This window comes from Polynucleobacter sp. MWH-Adler-W8 (assembly GCF_001889925.1).
Lineage (GTDB): Bacteria > Pseudomonadota > Gammaproteobacteria > Burkholderiales > Burkholderiaceae > Polynucleobacter.
Genome location: NZ_LZFI01000006.1, coordinates 54,915 through 74,880, shown reverse-complemented (window position 1 = coordinate 74,880; position 19,966 = coordinate 54,915). Strand labels below are relative to the sequence as shown.

25 protein-coding genes and 1 tRNA gene are annotated in these 19,966 nt (G+C 44.9%); 13 read left to right on the top strand and 13 right to left on the bottom strand.

Going from position 1 to position 19,966, the window contains the following annotated elements:
- Positions 1 to 21: 21 nt before the first annotated feature.
- From AOC28_RS08330 to AOC28_RS08310, 5 genes are all read right to left on the bottom strand, one after another.
- Positions 22 to 936, bottom strand: coding sequence for a MoxR family ATPase (locus AOC28_RS08330; RefSeq protein WP_072583518.1), 915 nt, complete (start codon positions 934 to 936; stop codon positions 22 to 24).
- Positions 936 to 1,562: an SRPBCC family protein gene (locus tag AOC28_RS08325; protein ID WP_072583517.1), complete on the bottom strand. Its 627-nt coding sequence runs from the start codon at positions 1,560 to 1,562 to the stop codon at positions 936 to 938. The genes AOC28_RS08330 and AOC28_RS08325 overlap by 1 nt, the downstream gene beginning before the upstream one ends.
- A 20-nt stretch (positions 1,563 to 1,582) precedes the next feature.
- Positions 1,583 to 3,988: an aerobic carbon-monoxide dehydrogenase large subunit gene (locus tag AOC28_RS08320; RefSeq protein ID WP_072583516.1), complete on the bottom strand. Its 2,406-nt coding sequence runs from the start codon at positions 3,986 to 3,988 to the stop codon at positions 1,583 to 1,585.
- Between the two features lie 62 nt (positions 3,989 to 4,050).
- Positions 4,051 to 4,536 carry a (2Fe-2S)-binding protein gene (locus AOC28_RS08315; protein ID WP_071539220.1) on the bottom strand — a complete coding sequence of 162 codons (486 nt, stop codon included), beginning with the start codon at positions 4,534 to 4,536 and terminating at the stop codon, positions 4,051 to 4,053.
- A gap of 28 nt (positions 4,537 to 4,564) precedes the next feature.
- The gene (locus AOC28_RS08310) at positions 4,565 to 5,428 is read right to left on the bottom strand and encodes a xanthine dehydrogenase family protein subunit M (RefSeq protein ID WP_072583515.1); all 864 of its coding nucleotides are present in this window, start codon (positions 5,426 to 5,428) and stop codon (positions 4,565 to 4,567) included.
- A gap of 203 nt (positions 5,429 to 5,631) precedes the next feature.
- Between AOC28_RS08310 and AOC28_RS08305 the strand changes: the two genes are divergently transcribed.
- On the top strand, positions 5,632 to 6,318 hold the full coding sequence (locus tag AOC28_RS08305; protein WP_072583514.1) for a hypothetical protein: 687 nt from the start codon (positions 5,632 to 5,634) through the stop codon (positions 6,316 to 6,318).
- A 555-nt stretch (positions 6,319 to 6,873) separates the two neighbouring features.
- On the opposite strand, the gene AOC28_RS08300 is transcribed toward AOC28_RS08305, so the two are convergent.
- Positions 6,874 to 6,949 (bottom strand) — tRNA-His (locus AOC28_RS08300).
- A gap of 67 nt (positions 6,950 to 7,016) precedes the next feature.
- Positions 7,017 to 8,111 carry a tRNA dihydrouridine(20/20a) synthase DusA gene (dusA, locus tag AOC28_RS08295; RefSeq protein ID WP_072583513.1) on the bottom strand — a complete coding sequence of 365 codons (1,095 nt, stop codon included), beginning with the start codon at positions 8,109 to 8,111 and terminating at the stop codon, positions 7,017 to 7,019.
- A 96-nt stretch (positions 8,112 to 8,207) separates the two neighbouring features.
- Between dusA and AOC28_RS08290 the strand changes: the two genes are divergently transcribed.
- The 11 genes from AOC28_RS08290 to AOC28_RS11395 all read left to right on the top strand — a co-directional run bounded on the left by AOC28_RS08290 (position 8,208) and on the right by AOC28_RS11395 (position 15,782).
- A complete protein-coding gene (locus AOC28_RS08290) occupies positions 8,208 to 9,233 on the top strand; it encodes a site-specific integrase (RefSeq protein WP_072583512.1) in 1,026 nt (341 codons plus the stop codon).
- A complete protein-coding gene (locus AOC28_RS08285) occupies positions 9,230 to 9,610 on the top strand; it encodes a hypothetical protein (RefSeq protein ID WP_072583511.1) in 381 nt (126 codons plus the stop codon). The genes AOC28_RS08290 and AOC28_RS08285 overlap by 4 nt, the downstream gene beginning before the upstream one ends.
- A 146-nt stretch (positions 9,611 to 9,756) precedes the next feature.
- Positions 9,757 to 10,002, top strand: a complete 246-nt coding sequence (locus AOC28_RS08280; protein ID WP_072583510.1) for a hypothetical protein — start codon at positions 9,757 to 9,759, stop codon at positions 10,000 to 10,002.
- Positions 9,999 to 10,181, top strand: coding sequence for a hypothetical protein (locus AOC28_RS08275; RefSeq protein ID WP_072583509.1), 183 nt, complete (start codon positions 9,999 to 10,001; stop codon positions 10,179 to 10,181). The genes AOC28_RS08280 and AOC28_RS08275 overlap by 4 nt, the downstream gene beginning before the upstream one ends.
- Complete coding sequence (locus AOC28_RS08270; protein ID WP_072583508.1) at positions 10,181 to 11,047, top strand: HNH endonuclease; 867 nt, start codon at positions 10,181 to 10,183, stop codon at positions 11,045 to 11,047. The genes AOC28_RS08275 and AOC28_RS08270 overlap by 1 nt, the downstream gene beginning before the upstream one ends.
- A 353-nt stretch (positions 11,048 to 11,400) precedes the next feature.
- Positions 11,401 to 12,003 (top strand): hypothetical protein, encoded by a 603-nt coding sequence (locus AOC28_RS08265; RefSeq protein ID WP_158009050.1) that lies wholly within the window; start codon positions 11,401 to 11,403, stop codon positions 12,001 to 12,003.
- Positions 12,004 to 12,095: 92 nt separating this feature from the next.
- Positions 12,096 to 12,407 carry a hypothetical protein gene (locus tag AOC28_RS08260; protein WP_072583506.1) on the top strand — a complete coding sequence of 104 codons (312 nt, stop codon included), beginning with the start codon at positions 12,096 to 12,098 and terminating at the stop codon, positions 12,405 to 12,407.
- A 244-nt stretch (positions 12,408 to 12,651) separates the two neighbouring features.
- Complete coding sequence (locus AOC28_RS08255; RefSeq protein WP_072583505.1) at positions 12,652 to 12,996, top strand: hypothetical protein; 345 nt, start codon at positions 12,652 to 12,654, stop codon at positions 12,994 to 12,996.
- Positions 12,997 to 13,263: 267 nt separating this feature from the next.
- Positions 13,264 to 14,292, top strand: coding sequence for a phage major capsid protein (locus tag AOC28_RS08250; protein ID WP_072583504.1), 1,029 nt, complete (start codon positions 13,264 to 13,266; stop codon positions 14,290 to 14,292).
- A 576-nt stretch (positions 14,293 to 14,868) separates the two neighbouring features.
- On the top strand, positions 14,869 to 15,150 hold the full coding sequence (locus tag AOC28_RS08245; RefSeq protein WP_158009049.1) for an HNH endonuclease signature motif containing protein: 282 nt from the start codon (positions 14,869 to 14,871) through the stop codon (positions 15,148 to 15,150).
- Positions 15,151 to 15,635: 485 nt separating this feature from the next.
- Entirely contained in the window at positions 15,636 to 15,782 is a 147-nt protein-coding gene (locus AOC28_RS11395; RefSeq protein ID WP_158009048.1) for a hypothetical protein, read from the top strand.
- Positions 15,783 to 15,879: 97 nt separating this feature from the next.
- Here AOC28_RS11395 and AOC28_RS11305 read toward each other — a convergent pair whose 3' ends face one another.
- The 3 genes from AOC28_RS11305 to AOC28_RS08235 all read right to left on the bottom strand — a co-directional run bounded on the left by AOC28_RS11305 (position 15,880) and on the right by AOC28_RS08235 (position 16,983).
- A complete protein-coding gene (locus tag AOC28_RS11305; RefSeq protein WP_143143915.1) occupies positions 15,880 to 16,074 on the bottom strand; it encodes a hypothetical protein in 195 nt (64 codons plus the stop codon).
- Between the two features lie 239 nt (positions 16,075 to 16,313).
- Entirely contained in the window at positions 16,314 to 16,574 is a 261-nt protein-coding gene (locus tag AOC28_RS08240) for a hypothetical protein (protein ID WP_072583502.1), read from the bottom strand.
- A 25-nt stretch (positions 16,575 to 16,599) separates the two neighbouring features.
- Positions 16,600 to 16,983, bottom strand: coding sequence for a translational machinery protein (locus AOC28_RS08235; RefSeq protein WP_072583501.1), 384 nt, complete (start codon positions 16,981 to 16,983; stop codon positions 16,600 to 16,602).
- 162 nt (positions 16,984 to 17,145) lie between these two features.
- Between AOC28_RS08235 and AOC28_RS08230 the strand changes: the two genes are divergently transcribed.
- Positions 17,146 to 18,786: an FMN-binding glutamate synthase family protein gene (locus AOC28_RS08230; RefSeq protein WP_072583500.1), complete on the top strand. Its 1,641-nt coding sequence runs from the start codon at positions 17,146 to 17,148 to the stop codon at positions 18,784 to 18,786.
- A 26-nt stretch (positions 18,787 to 18,812) separates the two neighbouring features.
- Here the strand turns inward: AOC28_RS08230 and AOC28_RS11590 are convergent, their stop codons facing one another.
- Genes AOC28_RS11590 through AOC28_RS11300 form a run of 3 tightly spaced genes read right to left on the bottom strand, consistent with a single transcriptional unit; the run spans position 18,813 to position 19,964 of the window.
- The gene (locus tag AOC28_RS11590; RefSeq protein WP_072583499.1) at positions 18,813 to 19,049 is read right to left on the bottom strand and encodes a diguanylate cyclase; all 237 of its coding nucleotides are present in this window, start codon (positions 19,047 to 19,049) and stop codon (positions 18,813 to 18,815) included.
- 55 nt (positions 19,050 to 19,104) lie between these two features.
- The gene (locus AOC28_RS11585; protein ID WP_072583498.1) at positions 19,105 to 19,650 is read right to left on the bottom strand and encodes a diguanylate cyclase; all 546 of its coding nucleotides are present in this window, start codon (positions 19,648 to 19,650) and stop codon (positions 19,105 to 19,107) included.
- Positions 19,647 to 19,964, bottom strand: a complete 318-nt coding sequence (locus tag AOC28_RS11300; RefSeq protein WP_143143914.1) for a hypothetical protein — start codon at positions 19,962 to 19,964, stop codon at positions 19,647 to 19,649. Before AOC28_RS11300 ends, AOC28_RS11585 begins: the two co-directional genes overlap by 4 nt.
- Positions 19,965 to 19,966: the final 2 nt, after the last annotated feature.

The following is a 19,966-nucleotide window of genomic DNA, read 5'->3' as shown; positions in this document are numbered from 1 at the left end:
TAGGATTTAGGCCAGCTTTTATCAGTTACGAGACGCTACCACTCCAGCATCGATGCCGACCCTCTTATTTGAGCCCATAAGCTTATTGAGTGTTTGATCAGATATTTGCCACTGATCACTACGTGTTTTTAAAAGCGCAGAAAGCGTGCTTAATAGCTCAGCTGGATCCTCTGGCAATTTTGTTAAGTCTTTAGCGCACAGGACTCTGATCCAATCTAAAGTTTCAGCAATACCCGGTGTTTTATCCAGATCTTCTTTACGCAACTGGTGAACAAATAGCACTGCCTGCTGAACAAGCTCTAAGTTTGCATTTGGAAGAAGCGCTTTAACAATATTTAATTCACGGGGAACCGTCGGATAGTCCACATAGTGATAAAGGCAACGACGCCTTAAAGCATCTGATAAGTCACGCGTCCCGTTGCTTGTTAAGATTACCAGTGGATGGCTTTTTGCCTTAATTGTGCCTAACTCAGGAACCGTTATTTGAAATTCGCCTAATACTTCAAGAAGGTAGGCCTCAAAGGCTTCATCTGCACGATCAATTTCATCAATCAAAAGAACGGCAGGTGATAAAGAGGTGATAGCCTGCATTAAAGGGCGTTGAAGTAAGAATTCCTGGCTAAATAGGTCGTCTCGAAGACTTGATTTATCGCCACCTTCGGCCTCTCTTAGACGAATCTCAAGAAGCTGACGGCTATAGTTCCACTCATATACCGCCTGATTTAAGTCCAAACTTTCATGGCACTGCAATCTTAATAAAGGTCTATTTAAACCAGTAGCGCAAGCTTGGGCAATAGCTGTTTTTCCAACACCAGCCTCACCCTCTAAAAGAAGAGGTCGATCGATTGTGAGTCCCATCCAAACCATCTCAGCCAAACTATCATCAGCTACATAGGAGGACTTAGTTAGAAGGGCTGAGATTTCCTGAACATTCATTAGCTTTTTATACCAACTAAGCCTTTGAAGAAATTCTTAATTAGCATCCAAGCTATTGCCAATCCATTTAATTCAGTATGGGGAGCTTTTGGAGTAGCTGAAGATTTTGAAGCCGAATCTATCGAAGAGGCTGATGATGACTCACTGCTTTGAGAAACATTTTGGATTCCACCTAATGCCTGCGCTTTAATGGAAAAATTATCAGCAAATTGCTGCAGGATCATATCGGATACAGAGTTCATCATACGACCGCCAAATTGTGCAAACTTGCCGTTAACAATCACGTCTGCTTTACCAACTAAATTCGTAGAGCCATCTGGTTGGGCAATTAAGCTAGCAGTTAATTGCATCGAGGCTGATGAGCCCCCTCTATCAGCACCTTTACCAAGCATTCGCATTTGCTTTAACGCAGCATCAACACCTTGAACCTCAATGTCTCCAGCAAACGCTGCAGCAGCCGGCCCTACTTTTACCTTAACACTACCTTTGTAATGTGTGTCATCTAACTTTTCAGTTATGGATGCGCCTGGCATACAGGTTGCCAAATCAGTCACATTCGACAAAACCTGCCAGCAACTTTCAATGCTGGCAGGAATTGGGTACTGCTTATCAATAGTTACTTCCATTGCCAAATTCCTAACTTTAATTAATTGAGGTTTAGTCCGTGCTTTTTGAGCTCTTTCCAAATGCGGTAAGAGGTATGAGGCATATCGATGTGAGTTACTCCAGTATGCGCAAAAGCGTCCACTACAGCAGATGTGAATGTTGGAATACTGCCGACGTGAGGTGACTCTGCAACTCCCTTAGCACCAATCGGATGGTGTGGCGATGGCGTAACAGTAAAGTCAGTTTCCCAATGCGGAGTCTCAACTGCGGTTGGTAAGAAGTAATCCATCAAAGAATTACCTTGAATGTTTCCTTGCGTATCAAATGAGAGAAGTTGACCCATTGCGACGGCATAACCTTCAGTTAAACCCCCGTGAATTTGGCCTTCGATAATCATTGGATTGATACGGGTTCCGCAGTCATCTAAGGCGTAAAAACGTCTTACCTTAGTTTCTCCAGTTGCACGGTCAATATCAACTACGGCCAAGTAAATTCCGAATGGGAAAGTAAAGTTTGGCGGATCATAGTAATGAACAGCCTCTAAACCTGGCTCTAATCCATCAGGCGGCTGATGATAGGCGGCCCATGAAATATCTTTCATTGTCTTGAACTTGTCATCATTACCGCGGACCTTAAAGCGATCGACTTCCCACTCCAAGTCATTCTCGCTTACCTCAAGCAAAGATGCTGCGATCTTTTTTGCCTTTGCATGAATTTTGCGAGCAGCCATGGCAATTGCAGCTCCAGCTACTGGGGTAGAGCGTGAGCCGTAAGTACCTAAACCATAAGGTGCTGTATCAGTATCCCCCTCTTCCACTTTAATGACATCAGAAGCAATTCCTAATTCTGTTGCAATAATTTGAGCATAGGTAGTTTGGTGCCCTTGACCCTGAGAAATAGTGCCCATTCTAGCGATAGCACTGCCAGTTGGGTCAACACGAATTTCGCAAGAATCGAACATACCGATACCAAGAATGTCACAGATTTTACTTGGCCCAGCACCCACAATTTCAGTAAAGGTAACTAAGCCAATACCCATGAGCGTTTTGCTATTAGGGTCAGCACGTTTTGCAGCCTGCTCAGCTCTTAGGCCCTTGTAATCCACAGCATTTAAAACTTGATCTAGCGCTGTATGGTAATCGCCGGAATCATATTCAAATCCAAATGCAGATTTATACGGAAATTGTTCTTTGCGGATGAAATTCTTTTTACGAATTTCAGATTTATCCATATTCAATTTTTGAGCAAGAACATCGACCATGCGCTCGATTAAATAGACCGCTTCTGTGACTCGGAATGAACAACGATAAGCCACCCCTCCAGGAGCCTTATTTGTATAGACTCCCCTTACGGTACAGTGTGCTGCTGGAATATCATATGATCCCGAACAAATATGAAATAAACCTGCAGGGAACTTAGTAGGATCGGCACAGGCATCAAATGCGCCGTGATCTGCAAGAACGTTAACTCGTAACCCCTGAATTTTTCCGTCTGCTGTAGCTGCTAATTCACCAGTCATATGGTAGTCACGCGCAAAAGCAGTCGATGAGAGATTCTCAATACGGTCTTCGATCCATTTGACTGGACGGCCTAAGACAATGGATGAGACGATTGCGCAAACATATCCTGGATAAATGCCGACCTTATTGCCAAATCCACCACCAATATCAGGTGAAATAATTCTCACCTTTGATTCTGGAATGCCTGAAAGCATGGACACCACAGTTCGAACCACGTGGGGGGCTTGACTGGTGATGTAGGTAGTCAAATCACCGCGAATTGGATCAAAAGAGGCCACGCATCCACATGTTTCAAGTGGGCACGGATGAACCCGTGGGTAAAGTAAATCTTCTTTTACAACTACTTCAGCACTTGCAAATGCAGCATCAGCGGCAGCTGCATCTCCTGCCTGCCATGTAAAAATATCATTAGGATGATGACGCGTTCCGTGAGCACCTTCCATCTTTTCAACCAAATCCTCACGCAAAATTGGAGCATCATCCTTTAAAGCATCAAACGGATTAATCACCACTGGAAGCTCTTCGTACTCAACTTGAACAGCCTCTTTGCCATCTGCGGCAGCATAGCGAGTTTCCGCCAATACAACAGCAACTTCTTGCATTTGGAAGTGCACCTTCTCATCAGCCAAGACAGCGGCTACGTCGCCAGCCAGAGTGGGCATCCAATGCAATTTCAAAGGCTTCAAGTCCTCAGCAGTAAGAACCGCAATAACACCTGGAATTTTTAATGCATCTTCTTTGTTGATTTTCTTAATACGAGCATGCGCTAAAGGGGATCGGACAATATCCATATAAACCATATTAGGAAGCTTAATATCGTCAACGTAATTACCTTTACCTTGGATAAAGCGAGCGTCTTCCTTGCGTAGACGTGAATCTCCCATACCCATCAATGCTGCTTCGCGATCTTTTAACGGTGCATTCATCTAAATCTCCTATGGAGCCTTGGAGGCTTCAAAAATTTGTATTTATGAAAATAATTGTGGTTTTATGCAGTAGCAGTTTCTTGTAATTTTTTAGCTGCATACTGAACCGCTTTAACAATATTTTGGTAGCCAGTACAACGGCATAGATTGCCAGAAATGCCTGCACGAATTTCTGCTTCAGTAGGGTTTGGATTTTCTTGCAGCAGTCGATAAGAGCGCACTAACATCCCAGGGGTACAAAAGCCACACTGCAATCCATGCTCCTGATGAAATCCTTCTTGAACAGCACTCAGAATTCCATTTTTTGCCAAACCTTCAACCGTCAAAATATCAGCACCTTCACACTGTACGGCTAACTCAGTGCAAGACTTAACGGATTTACCATCAATATCAACAGTACAGGCGCCACAGTGACTTGTTTCACATCCAATGTGAGCACCAGTCAGATTCAGATTCTCGCGTAAAAAATGAATTAAAAGTAGTCTCGGCTCAACAGCCTCCTCTACCTTTTTGCCATTAATTGTCATGCTAACTAATTTTTTGCTCATTATCTATTGCTCCGTATTGGGTCTAGAGTTAACTAATTTGTGAGGCAGCGTCAAGCAAAGCACGCTTGGTCATTTCACCAGCCATAGCAGTCTTATATTCAGCATCGCCTCGAAGGTCTTCGGCTGGACTACAAGCTGCTTGGACAGCGCTTGCTACTTGACTTAATGTTTCATCCGTAAGCGCTTTCCCTAGCAATAATTCTTCAGCCTTGGTAGCACGAATGGCAGTGTCTGCCACATTGGTTAAACCAATGCGAACCAGCGAAACCTTACCTTGGCTCATCTGAAGCACAACAGCCGCTGCGGCCGTAGCCCAGTCACCTGTTTTGCGCTTTAGCTTGACATATGCACAACCAGTATTTTTGGCTAGAGGAGCAAACTGAATCTCTGTCAATATTTCGTTAGGCGCCATATCAGTCATGTAGGTACCTTGGAAAAAGTCTACCGCCTTAACTTTTCGCTCACCCCCTGGGCCATGAAGCACGAATGTTGCATCCAAGGCCATAGCGATTGCAGGATGATCATTAGCAGGATCACCGTGAGCAATATCACCGCCGATAGTTCCGCGGTTACGAACCTGGGGATCGGCAATCCATTTGACAGCCTTAGGCAATAAAGATGCTTTTTCTTTTAAGAGGTCTGAATCCAAGATGGCATTTTCTACCGTCATTGCGCCTATCTTGATTAGACCGCCCTCCTCACGGATACCTCTAAGCTGTGGAATGCGATTAAGGTCAACTAAATGAGCTGGCTCGGCAAATCGTAGCTTCATCATGGGCAAAAGACTGTGTCCGCCGGCTAAAATTTTTGCATCATCACCCAACTGCGAAAGCAATGCAACCGCATCATTTAACGTAGTGGGTGCATGGTAATCAAACTCCGGAGGAATCATTTTTGTCTCCTGTTTTAAGTCTATTTATAAAAATGGTTTTGAATCAAATATGTTTATAAACTAAAAAATAATTCTATGTTTTTAATGCATTGCAGCATTAGGGTTAGTCGAATTCTTATTAGTAATAACCCTTAAAAAACCTAGAGCAAGGTTTAATTTTTTGAAACATAATCCACCAGATATTAAATAAATCATGATCAATCTTGAAAAATACTCTTCTAGATAAAAATATCAACCTGTTGGTTGCTCTCGGCTTAGTGGCGGCCGTGGGAATTACTTTGATGTTGATCACAATAACTTCTGCAGAAAATATTTGGTCCTTGCAGTGGCTCTCTTTGGTAGGGATAGCCTTAGGGTGTCTGACGCTCTCCAGATTAAGGCCACAGCGTCTGGGCCTTTCTCCGCCAAGCGTGATGCTCTCACTGGGTTTTGGGGGGATGTTAATTGGCCTATTTATCGATACACGTGTGACACCCATCTACATAATTGCAACGATTTGCACATCTAGCCATAGCCTCTCAGGAATCGAATCAATTAAATTACATATGCTATTAATGCCATATATGTACGTAGGTATGCTACTAGGTGGAATGGCAGCCATTCCCAGCCTGAGATATCTTAGACCTCAATGCAGAAAGCTATGCTCGATGCTCACTCAGAATCTTTTATGTTCAGGCTGGATGTTGCTTGGAATGACTTTAGGTTCAGTCATATTTACTCAGGCATTACAAAGTAGTGATGTTGTTTCGCTCAACTTTAGCCTAATGCTTGCCGGCATGTTCACCGGCATGGTTTGGGGAATGGTATTAAGTGTTTTTCTTTATCGCCAATACTTTAACTGGCGGGATCGTTTACAAGCTATTCAAGTGGGGTCGCAAGATAGACTTTAAGCCGATTTAATCACATCAAAGTCAAAGCACTAAATCTAGTTCTGGTAAAAATTTACCTCCTATCTAACTGTCTCTTACTGGCCGTTCTCTGACGGTCAAACACCTAAAAATACTCTATTTTGAGTGTCCGCAGATCATCTAATAACAGCCACTTAGACCCCATTACTTCTACTTAAATTTATGACAGATTAACGGCGGTAAATAGAGTCTCTTTAGAAGAGTTGTTCCCAATTTGGGAATTTTTTTCACTCTCATAAAACACGGCAGTAGACAGCAGAGCTATATTCCATATAGATTAAATGACTAGGCCTAAACCCGCGACAACCAGATGAACATTCTATATAGAACATCAAAAAGACAGATGGGCCTGCGGTAGTTTTTGGGGATCTTAAAACCAGTAACCCATATAGAACGGGGCTTTGCGGGGATATGCTCTCACCAATTTGAGGGATCAAGAAACGGTGATTTAGGCGCAAGAAACGACAAGAAATTCCCAAATTTCATACTAAAAGCTGTTGATTTTGACAGTAACGGACAGGAAGTCCTTATGCTATATGGGGCGAACGACGGGGCTCGAACCCGCGACAACCAGAATCACAATCTGGGACTCTACCAACTGAGCTACGTCCGCCACTGAAGACCTAGATTATAGCTTTTTGCTCAAAAACCTGTCAAAAACATCCCCTCAAGACCTGTTTCTAGGCACTGTCGAACTCAAAAGCTGCCCAATCCCCAAGACACAGGCTTGCATCTATAAAGAAATCCAAGATGGCGGCTTTACTCTGAACTTTAGCTAAAGCGTGATGATCAGAGAGGCGTTGGCGCCAATACCGTGATCCTGCCCTGCCATGAGCTAAGCCGAGAATGTGTCTGGTGAATGCGCCGATATAAAAAGGTTTGCCTTTGGCTTGGCACTCGTCAAACCAATCTTGTACTTGCTTGACTAAGGCAATTTGAATGCGATGCCACTCGGTTTCGCTAAATAGGTAGCCAGCTGCGTCACCATCCGTATTAATCATGTCATCCCAGCCTAAAAGTAGCGCCGGGAAATGATATGCAGCCCTTCCCACCATGAAACCATCAAAGTCATCCCAGTGGCCAGCAATTTGTTCATTAGTTTCCAAACCACCATTAAGCAATACTTTGAGATTCGGAAATTGCTTCTGCGCATCTACTCTGAGCTTTGCAGCTACTTCATAACGCAACGGTGGTTTGCTGCGATTCTCTTTTGGCGATAAACCTTTAAGCACTGCATTACGTGCATGAATGGTTACCTGACTGGCACCAGCATCGGCAACAGCAAGAATAAAGTTCAGCGCAAATTGGTAATCAGCTTCAGAATTTGCGGCATCCATCGAGTCCAAGCCCAGACGATGCTTTACGGAGATCGGAATATCAACCGCTCCCCTCATAGAGCGCACACAGTCTGCAACTAAATTAGGCTCAGCCATTAAGCAGGCGCCAAAGGCACCACGTTGCACGCGCTCTGAGGGGCAACCGCAATTGAGATCGATTTCATCGTAAACCCACTGTTGAGCTAGTTCGGCAGACCTTGCTAAGTCGCCGGGCTCTGAGCCGCCTAATTGCAAAACAACAGGATGTTGCTCTTGTGAATAATCTAAATGACGTGGCACATCCCCATGCATGAGCGCACCAGAAGTGACCATCTCTGTATAAAGAACAGCCTCTTTAGTGAGCGTGCGATGAAACGAACGGCAATGGCGGTCCGTCCACTCCATCATGGGCGCTACCGCTAGTATCTTGTTGATTTTATTAGGTTTTTTATCTGTCATTTTGGCTATGCACACGATTACGCGCACACGTAATGCACACGAAACTACGATTAAGTTATCATTCCAATATCTAAACAGAGTTCATAAATTGCACACGTGGCTACATTCACTCAACTACCTAGTGGTAAATGGCGGGTTCAGGTACGCATCAAAGACTATTATAAGTCGGCTACCTACCCCCTAAAACGGGATGCTCAGGCGTGGGCAACTCAGGTAGAGGCGCAAGTCGGCTCGATGCAGATTACGGGCTATCAGGCGATACCTCAGGGCTACACGATTGGCAAGCTAATCGAGACCTATCTCGAGGACGTTGCCCCCAAGGGTCGCAGTAAACTTTTTACGGTGCAGATGCTTAAAGACAAGCTCGGCGCAAACCAACTTAAAAACCTCTCGCCGATTATGTTGCGCGACTTTGTTAATGACCGCCTCAAAACTGCGGGCGGCGTAACTGTAGGGGGCGACCTCTCAGCGCTTGGCACAATTCTTAAATACGGTAGGCACGTATTAAAGGTCGACATTAACCCCGACATAGCTAAGACTGCACGCGCAGACCTAGGGGCGCGAAATGTAGACACTCGAGGGCAAGAGCGCGACCGCGTAGCAACCGACGACGAAATTAAGCGCTTGTGCGACGAATGGAAAAGTAACAAGCTACTTACCCTACCAATGGTTGCTCTTACGAGATTCGCCTTAGCTACGACTATGCGGCAATCCGAAATATGCAGCCTAACCGTAGAGGATATAGACGCTAAAAATAAAACGGCTCTCATTCACGACCGTAAAGACCCACGCCGCAAGATTGGCAACCACCAAACCATACCGCTACTACCCGACGCTTGGGCAATCGTTGAGCCCATCATAAAGAAAAAGAAAGAAGGCTCACTCTTTGGCGCTAATAGTCGCTCTGTATCGGCTCGCTTTACGCGTACGTGCACCAAGTTAAATATTAAAGACCTACATTTTCACGACCTACGCCATACCGCGATTACCAACCTATTTAAAGCGGGCTTGCAGATTCAGCAAGTCGCCCTACTAAGTGGGCACAAAGATTGGAAGATGCTAGCGCGCTATACCCACGTTAAAGCCGCAGACGTGCACAAGAGTTTCGAGGGCTTGAAGTGAGCAAGCTAAAGGTTTTTAGCGAGCAAGACGGTATCTATACATTGGGTATAGACAAGCCTAAGCGCCCCGACTTGGTTAAGCGCAACACCGAAAGGCAGACTCGCACCGTTAAAAATAAGCAAGTACCCAACGGCAAGCGCAAGGTAATTAACACCCTTGACGAATCATTGGTTATGGCTTGTTGGAATTACCTAGAAATTACTCATAACTTTTACTATGCTGACGAAGCATTAGACCAAATGGTAGCCGACCACCTTAACGAAAAACTCAAAACAAAAGAGCGTAAAAAGGCACAAATTAAAGTCTCAGCTATAAGAGCGATTCGTAAAAAGTTGCAAACAAAAGACGACCCATATAGCGACCCACGCTACGAATAATAAAAATAATTCCCGACAATTTTATCGACCGCTAACCCATAATGGTATTGACTTAGCGGGTTTATGGTCTACAAAATAAGTAATATACAGAGTAGTTTTTTTTAGAAATACTGCAAGCCTGTTTAACAAAAACGAGGTAATGCAGTATGGAAAACCAAAGCAATACAAATATCAAAGAGATAGCACGCTCGCTCGATTGCATTACAGAGCAAGAGTTTTGCGAGCTCTTAAAAATCTCACCCCTCACCGCAGTAGGTTGGAGGCAACGCTCGCAAGCGCCCCTACCTATCCTGATTGGTAATAACTACTTTTACCCACTAGCGGCAATCAAAGAAGAAATGGCATTACGGGTACGTACGCCACGTCGTAAGAAAGCGGCGGTGCTCGCATGATTAACACCAACCAACTACAAGCCGAGCTCTTAAGCGATATTCAGCGCCTATTGCTTGAGGGCGGAGGAAACATGAGCATAGTTGGCGCGGATGGTCGCAAGTACCAACTCAATATCTCGCCGCTACCTATCGTTGGCACTTCGCCGCGTATGGATGACTACTTCGATGAGCGCGAGTAATGGCTAAGGCTAAGGGAATTTCAAACCCATTGCCCACGCCTGATAGGTTACGTGAGCTATTTTTCTACCCATCGGCGATGGGAAAGCTCTACAACCTTAAAACTAGGAGCCCAAACGCTTACAGGCTAGAGGAGGCGGGCACGCTTCACCATACAGGGTATCTATATGTCAGCATAGATAAAAAGTCATACGGCGTGCACCGAATCATATGGGTTATGCGTCATGGTAAAGATATTCCTAAGGGCTATGAGATTGACCATATAGACGGTAACAAGAGTAATAACCATATTGATAATTTGCGACTTGCTACTCGTGCTGAGAATATGCAAAACAAGTCTAAGAGAATTGATGGCAACAATTCCTACAAAGGTGTGCATCATCGAAAAATAAGCGGGCGATATTCTGCGTCAATTACATATAACGGAGAACAAATAGCACTCGGTAATTACGATAGCGCTCTCGAAGCCGCCGCGTTTTATGATGCCGCCGCTATTAAGTTCCACGGTAAGTTTGCGAGACATAACAATACGGGAATAGACCGCAGTAAAGAGTTAGAGGACTTCTTAGCCAACCCTCTTACGACTAGAAATAAAAGCGGCTATCGAGGTGTTAGTTGGTCTAGTAGGAGAAATATATGGCGGGCTCAGTTTAAGCGGAAGGGGCTCGGTTACTTCGCCACCAAAGAAGAAGCCGCACTCGCCTACAACGAAGCCGCCAAACGCTTACACGGCGAATTCGCGTGCCTAAACGTAATCCCCGAAACGCCGCGCTTAGGTAGGTCGCTAGGTGAGCAGTTGACGCTATTCGATTCACCAAAAGAAAAAGCCCAAACGTGGGGTATGGGCTTTCTCAGTAATACATATTAACGAGGGTCGATTTTCAAACCGTTGATTGAATAAAAACCAAACCGCGTACTAATTTTAGCGCGGTTAACTGAAATTAGGAAAGTATTTTTATGAGCACAAAACTTAAGCCGCTACCGTACTACGCATTTTTTTGGGAAGCATACCGAGCCTCTAGGCGCGTACAGAAAATGAACTACATAGAGCGCGGGCTATACCGACACCTTTTAGATGAGTGTTGGGTAGAGGGTGGATTCCCCTCTAGCTTTCCCACAATCTGCGAAATATTGGACTGCCCTATCGAAGTTTTGCATACGGCATGGACAAAATTAGCCCCATGTTTTTATCTTGACGGCGACCTCTTTCGTAATGAAGAAATGGAAGAATTACGTACCACCAAAGATAAAGAGCGAGTTATTAAATCTATCTCAGGAAAAATAGGCGGGCAACGTAGAACCCATACAGATAGGGGCTCACAAGCAAGTGCTAAGCAAGTGCTAAGCAGTTGCCATATAGAAGAGAAGAGAAAAGAAGAGAATAGAAAAGAAGAGAATAGAAAAGAAAAGTCATACGATAGCCAAAACTCTACCGAGTTTGCGGCTATAGCTTGCCCTTATGAAAAGATTAAAAACCTTTGGCATGAAAAGTTACCGACTTTAAACAAAGTTCAGGCAATGACCGATAAGCGAGAGAACACGCTTAAAAGGCTTTGGCGAAAAGCCTTCGTTGAAGCAAAACTAAAAACTGAGGAAGAAGGGCTAGAGTGGTTTGCTCAGTTTTTTCAACACATCAGCGAATCTAAATTCCTCATGGGTAGAACTCATACAGAGGGAAGAGCCCCCTTTAACTGCACCTTTGATTACGTTATCGACCCTAATAACGCAGTAAAGATTATCGAGGGCAACTATCACAAGAACCCATCTAAGAGCTACGTAGACGGCAGAGGAAGACTTGTTGTAGACGGCGTGGTCTGTATGTAAACCCAAAGTCAAAAGCGAGTTTTTAGGGAAAAGCATTTAAAGACATCGAATTACCTATTACAAACCGCAGTAACTTTTAAAAAGGAAGCACCATGCAACAAAAAGAAAAGAAAGCCTACCTACTTATCGACATGAAGTCGGGAGCTATGGACGGCGTGTATCACAACTACAACGATACAGAGTTAGCAGAGGTGTATGAGGGCATTAAGCGGGCATACCCTAATGGTGAATGGATAGCAGTAGAGGTGGTCAACCAACCCGATAGCGGCTTTGAGTTGAGAGACAACCTATTCCACGTCTACAAGATTGGTAGCTTTCGCGATTCAGAGGAAGGCGCTAAGGCTAGAGCCGTTACTCAGTTTTATGAGAACCAACCAAACATAACTACTACTAACCACGCTTGATTAGAGCCGTTTTAATTCGTGGACATGGTAAGTAGTCAACTTTCCACGAACGCCTCGCTATGGCTCTCTATTCAAGCCGCAGATACCTTGGGGAATGGTTGGGGGGTATTGAAAGTCAAACACTTTTAAGTCTCGCGATACGGCTCCCTAAAGTTTTGCTCATTTTTTGCTTAATCGACCGAAAATTAGTGCTCACTAACTTAGTAGTAATAGCTAAAACTATAGAAAAGAAAGAATTAACAACATGAAAACAGATTTCACTAACGACCAAGAGTTTTTACAACACGTACCCGATGATGCAACCATTAACGCCCGCGCTTTGATGGGGGTATTTTGGAATATTTACTCATTTACTGACCGCGATTACTTGCTAACCGTGCCCGATGACGTAGCTCTAGCAATTGCTCAGCTAAACGAGCAACTAACACCTAAGGATTTTGAGAGCGTCGGCGAATACCTTGCAAGAGCGTCGGGACTAATCTCACCTAATGACACGCCCGTTACCTTTCACCGTCTCGGCATGAGTACTACCAAAATGCTTTTGGATGTTTTCAAGCAGAAATTAGGGACTACTTTTACGAAACACTAACTATAGTCAAGGCTATATGGAATATGGGTTTGCGGGTTGTGCTACCATATTTTTATTGAATCGTTTTTGTACTTTCGCGAAGAAAATCACTAGCGATACTTTCAAGGCGAACGAGCCCTTTCTGCGGTGATGTAGATGGGCTCTATAAGCAAGTGTTAGGTACGTGAGAGGCTCAGCGTGAGGCTGAGGTTTCGCAAGCGACGCGATGAACACCTACCGCCCGCAATATTGCGAGGCTTACAACTTATTTAAAGAAGGTATCAAATCATGGACATCAAAAATTTATCAGAAATGATTGAGATTAAATCCTCAGCTATTCAAGCAGAACAAAAAGAACTCGCAGAGAGAGTATTCGGACTAGAACAAGCTCACGCAAACTCTAAAGGCTTTGGCGCTACTTCAATCGAAGCTAACGACATTGGCGCAGAATTCGCTAAACACTTTGAGCGCGATACGTTTGCGCGTACAGGCTCTAGCGGCAAGATTGAAATTAAAGCGGCGGCATTAACTACCGCAACCGTTGGCACTACTGCTAGTCCACAAAGCGGCGCTATCTACACTTACAAGCCACGTCTTATCGACTTATTTAAGAATGTAGCGTTTAACGCCTCTACCGCGTCCTATGCTCGAGTTATATCTATTGATAACCAAGCCGCCCAAGTCGCTGAATTGGCTCAAAAACCTCAAAGCGGTATTACCGCCGAGAAGATTAGCGCCGACATTCCTACTTATGCTCATTGGATTCAATCATCTTTACAAGCCGTGGAAGATTCCACCGCCTTGCAAGGCTTGATTAACTCAGTACTCGTAAGTGGCTTGGCTCGTAAGATTGACGCGCAATTTTCTGCCGACTTAATGGCTTTGTCTAACGCTATTGCCGCTCCTAAGGGCGCTAACTTAGCTGATTCAATCCTCTACGGTGCGGCGGCTTTAGAAGACTTAGGACGTACTGCTAATTTCGCGTGCTTAAACACACTTGACGCAGTAGCCCTAATGACCTCTAAGAACGCTAACGGCGATTACATTTTCGACGCGGCTCAGGATTCATTGAAGCGCTACGGCTTAACAGTCGTAACAGGCGGCTCGATTCCACAAGGTCAAGTTTTGGTAGGCGATTCCTCTGCGGGTCAAATCCTCAACCGTCAATCTATTGGTATTGAAATGAGCCGCGAGAACGGTACGAACTTCACTACGAACCAAGTAACAATTTTGGGCGAAGCTCGTATGTTGTTGGCACTCTACGACGCAAACGCGTTCGTAACAGTTACACCAACACTAACGGCAACCCCTAAGTAAGAAATTCACCGTCGATTGCTACGCTTGGTAATCGGTGAATAGTCGTGCAAGGGGACTTTAAACCCTTGCAAGAATTATCGGTGCTCGCTTAGGCGAGGGCTTTTAATGCGCAAATGATTTTTGCGTTTTCCAAGTGGTACGCCTAGACGCGACGGCGGTAAAGGGGAGATAGATACCCCGATACGAATCACGGCGTAGCTTTTCCGAGCGAACTAATTAGAGACCGCCACAAGGCAAGCGAAAGCGCTCTAATGCAAACGATTAACAGGCTAAGCCCTACTCAAAAGGTGGGGCTTTTTGCCAAATAGAGGATTACATGCAATACCCGAAAAATATTTGCGAGTGGAAGATAGCCCGCTTACGTGAAAGTAAGACCGAGAGCTATTGCGCCAAGTGCCTAAAGCTCGAATCGCTCGACACTCACCAAGGCGCGCCCGAACTCTGCCAACCGTGCCAAGAGCGCTATAGCCAATTCTTAGAGGGGCAAAAATAATGCCGATGGCTTGCCCCAAAAATTGTGCCCGAGGTGGGTGCTATAAGGTATCCATTTACGGTAAATCGTATTGCCAAGAGCATATGCGGCAAAAGTACCGTACAGACCAACAAATTTATAAGACCACCGAGAGCAACGCAATCTATAAAACGAAGCCATGGGCGAATATTCGTAAAGACATATTGCACCATGAGCCATTCTGTAGAGAGTGCGCCAAATCAGGGATAAAGACCGTAGCGGTCGAGATTGACCATATAAAGCCAATTGCTGAGGGCGGCGAGAAGTGGGATAGACAGAATATGCAACCACTTTGTAAGCCTTGCCATGCCCGCAAAACCGCTAGGGAAGTACTACATAAGGATTAGTAATAGCCCCTAAGCCGTTAGCGGCTAACCCATACCTCACACTCGGGATACTCTTTAAGCATTTTTTTAATTGGCGTCCGAACGCCGCTTAACTGATACTCGGGCATCGGTTAACCGTGCCCCGAAGCATAGTTAACGTCCGCTCGAGCGGACGATAAATACGCCGCCTCACTTAATCGTTGTTTTGCTAAATCCCCTAAGCCGTTAGCGGCTAACCATCGCCTGAACGATAGTTACCTCGCACTCGGGATACTCTTTAAGCATTTTTTTAACCTCACCCCGTAGTGAGGTTAGCTTAGTTGCTTGGCTTAAGTTATTGGGGTGAATATCCCCCAAGCCGTTAGCGGCTAACCGTACCAACCCTAGCGCTAGAGAGTAAGGCTAAGACCTACGACGGCAAGCGTAAAGCGAGCCTAAAACAAGAATCGGATGCCCCTTGGCGGGCATCCGATTCTCATAACCAAATAGCTAGCGATTTAGAGGTTATGCGAGAGCCAACCTTAGCACTAGAGAGTAAGGCGACTACTGCAAACGGTCAACGCCGCGCTAAATCTAAGAGTGCGGGGGATGCCTGCCAAGAGGCATCCGACGCACGCCCACCTAGCGAATGGATAGCTAGCACTAGAGAGTAAGGGTACAAGTCGCGCCCAACTTTATAAAGTTAAAGCCAAAGTCTCATCGGATGCCCACCAAGGGGCAACCGACGAGACAAACCAAATAGCTAGCGATTTAGAGGTTATGCGAGAGCCAACCCCTAAAGACTTGCTCGAGGTCGGTAGGTGGTGGGATATAACCTACAGGCTCAGTAATGCGTATTAGGTATTGCTTGCGGTAAGTGGGGTTTTCGGGCTCGCCGACCATAGTTAACAGAATGATATTTCTAGCCGCTACTTCTTTGCGCCTATCTTTGATTGATTTAAGCACTATTCCCGCTCCCCTATCGTTGATAGAGGAATAATAAAACGATTGTGCACGTGGCGCACACGGGTAACGGCAAACCCTTATAAAACCTACCTAATTCGTCCCATCCATCATGGGGGCGACTGCTAAGCGTTTCTTTGGAGTATTGGTCATGAACTTCGATTAAATGGCGATTGACCGCCATTTTAAATGCATAAGGGCAACCGAAGCTGCCCTTACTGAAGATGCACTTGATAGCTAGCTTATTTAGATAGCTTCGCCTCTAACTCAACCGCAAGATCTAAAGCGCCCATATATCCGGACTTCAGATGATTCGGTAGATCGGGGTCACCAACCATGGCGCCCAAGGTTTCTACAAGGCTAAAAACTAAACCTTTAGCAGCGCCCGCGGCAATCGTATTGGTTGCTACTGCTTGATCAATATGATTTACCGCATCCAGAAAATAATCATGCCCTGGGAGGCCATCTGGCCCTAAAGCTTCTTTGTTTAACTCTTTAGTCATTTGTGTCGTCCTATGAAGTCTTTATTTATAGCATTTGATCCACTTTATAGAAAAACTTGCGTGCATAGGCAAGAATTTCTTTATCAGTAGGATGATCAACCGTTTCTACGCCAACAATCTTTTCTGCAATATTGGCATCATGTTTGTGCGCGTGTTTGATGAGCTCTAATTTTGCAGAACCTGGACCAAGAATCAAAATTTCTTTGGACTCATTCACGGCATTGATAACTGAATGTAAATATTTTGAATCTAAAGCGACTTTACCGCTACCGACTTCATTGGCTTTGTGATGCAGATGAGTGTGGGTACTTTTACTGCGAATCACTTCGGCTTCGCTAGCCTCTTCGCTCAAGAACATGACGTGAGCTTCTTTATGGTCGATCCAAATTACCGCATGATTTAGTGACATATTCTTCCTATGATTAGTATTAACTACCCTTTCAGAATACTCCTGCAATGCTTGGTAATTACTGGAAAATCATTACTAAAGGGCTTTTGGGGTTGATTTAAGTCAAATTGTTTGCATTAGTATTAAATTCGTATACTCAGACCATCCACATTTAAGCTCATTATGGCCATGTCCCCCAATAAATACATACCTATTCGATTTATTCCATTTAGCCTTTGTATCTTGGGAGCTGTTGTGAGTTTTGCCTTTTTACAACTACACCCACAGGCTTGGAATTTTTTCCTACTCTTTGGCATTTTGTCATTCGTGGGCATGTATGACGTCTCGCAAACTAAAGTAGCCATTCTTCGCAACTACCCCGTTATTGGACATTTGCGTTTCATGCTTGAATTTATCCGCCCAGAAATTCGCCAGTACTTTATCGAGGGCGACAATGATGAAACCCCTTTTTCAAAAGAACAGCGCACATTAGTCTATTCACGCGCTAAAGCTGTACCGGATCAAATTCCTTTTGGCACCACTCTGGATGTCATGGCCCCTGGCTACCAATGGATTAATCAATCATTAGCCCCTACCCGCCTGCCCAGCCATGATTTCCGAGTCGAGATTGGCGGCAAAGATTGCAAACAAAAATATTCAGCCAGCATCTTTAATATCTCAGCCATGAGCTTTGGGTCCCTTAGTGCTAACGCTATTTTGGCTTTAAATCTTGGTGCCAAAAAGGGTGGCTTTGCTCATGACACTGGCGAAGGCTCGATCTCTCAATACCACCGCATACATGGTGGCGATCTCATTTGGGAAATTGGCTCTGGTTACTTTGGCTGCCGCAATACCGACGGTAGTTTTAATGAGAAAAAGTATGAGGAGAATGCTTTAGATCCTCAGGTCAAGATGATCGAGATCAAATTGAGCCAAGGCGCTAAACCTGGCCATGGAGGCATCTTACCGGGCTCTAAGGTGACGGCTGAAATAGCTGCAGCACGTGGCGTCAAGGAAGGGGAAGCCTGCATCTCCCCTGCTTCGCATAGCGCTTTCTCGACACCGCTTGAGCTGATTCATTTTGTGAAGAAGTTGCGTGATCTATCTGGCGGTAAGCCGGTTGGCTTTAAGTTCTGCGTTGGCCATCCATGGGAATGGTTTGGCATTGTCAAAGCCATGCTAGAGACTGGCATTCATCCGGACTTCATCGTAGTGGATGGCTCTGAAGGCGGGACAGGTGCATCGCCAGTGGAATTTACTAATCACGTGGGCACACCACTACAAGAAGGCCTGCGCCTGGTTCATAACACCCTTGTGGGTGTAAACCTAAGAAATCAAATCAAAATTGGTTGTGCCGGAAAGATCATTAGCGCCTTTGATATGGCTGTAGCTTTTGCTTTAGGTGCCGATTGGTGTAATAGTGCGCGTGGCTTTATGTTCTCCATTGGCTGTATTCAGGCGCAGGTTTGCAATACGGGCAATTGCCCTACTGGCGTCACTACACAGAATCCATTGCGCCAGAAAGCATTGGTGGTGCCGAATAAAGCTGAGCGCGTATACAACTTTCACAATGAAACCCTGAAGACTTTAAAAGAACTGGTGGAGGCCGCTGGATTACATCACCCTGGTGAAATTGACGCTCCTCACATCATCCGGCGTATTAACAAGCATGAAGTACGTCTTTTATCCTTCCTGCTCCCTGAGATGCCTGCTGGTCTGCTACTCAACGCTGAACACATAGATCCAGGGTTGAACCTACCAAGAGTATTTGAGCTGTATTGGCATCGCTCCCAAGCACAAAGCTTTTCTGCTCTGAACGCTTAGGTTTATAGGATCTCTACAGAAGAGTTTTATTGAGTCTTTTTACCTTCAGTTTTATGGCGATACATCTCTAGATCTACTTCATGCAGAATTTCTGAGACGGATCTGGCTGTATCGCTATATGTAGCCATGCCAATACTTAAGCTAATTGGGTATCCGGAGTCAATCATCGTCTGATCAACTGTTTTAACGATGTCGCCACACATCTGATGCATTTGCTGCTCATTTACCCTTGATGCAACAATCAAAAACTCATCGCCACCCAAGCGGAAAACATAACATTCTCAACTGTAAATTTCATCAAGGTGTGTGCGATCTATGTCAGAGCTTGATCACCCACCAAATGTCCTCGAACATCATTAATTTTTTGAAGTCGTTTACGTCAATCAGCGCAACAGAAAATACCTCCCGGGCCTCTTCTAGCCTTGCAATCGCCTGCTCTATCATGACGCGAGCCCAGCGCCTATTCCATAAACCCGTTAATGAATCGGTATTCGCTAGAAGATTTACACGCAGTTGACTACGTCTGAGCGACCTGGCAAGCCACATAATTAATAGGGTTGCCAGAAAACGAATCAAAATATTTAAAATCTCTATCGTCGTAAAGTAGAAAGGGAAATAACCATCCCTAAAGAGAAAATAATTTTCAAATAAGGTAGCGATAATCAGAGCTGCGATCACCATCTTCATTGACTTTGCATTTAATGCAATGATTGCCGCAGGAAATAAATAGAGCAAAACCAATCGGTAATCATCGGGCGATAAGACATCGATCATTACAATCAATAGCAGCAAACCAAATCCAAGCAGCACGGCAATTTTTGGCTTGACCCCGAACAGACTTTCGACGTTGTTCACTTGCATCATTCCCGATCAACCCAAGTGAGTGAATTTGCAGCCACAGGCGTTAATCGATAAACATAGGTCGATCTTGGAGACACCATAAATCCGTTGAGGTCGTAAAGAAAAGATCTTCTTCGGGCTGCCAAGTTATGTTTGACGAGCTTACTAAAGTCACGACTTAATTGTGGGCAGCGTGGATATTCGTTGGAACGATAAAATACTTTTGCACCAGTTGCTTTTGCATATTCCACGATGAGGTCGGGGCTGCACTCCTCCAGGCCGGCTGGCTGGTGTCTCAATCGATTTAATAGCCAGCGGTAACGGGGCTTAGACGTCATGG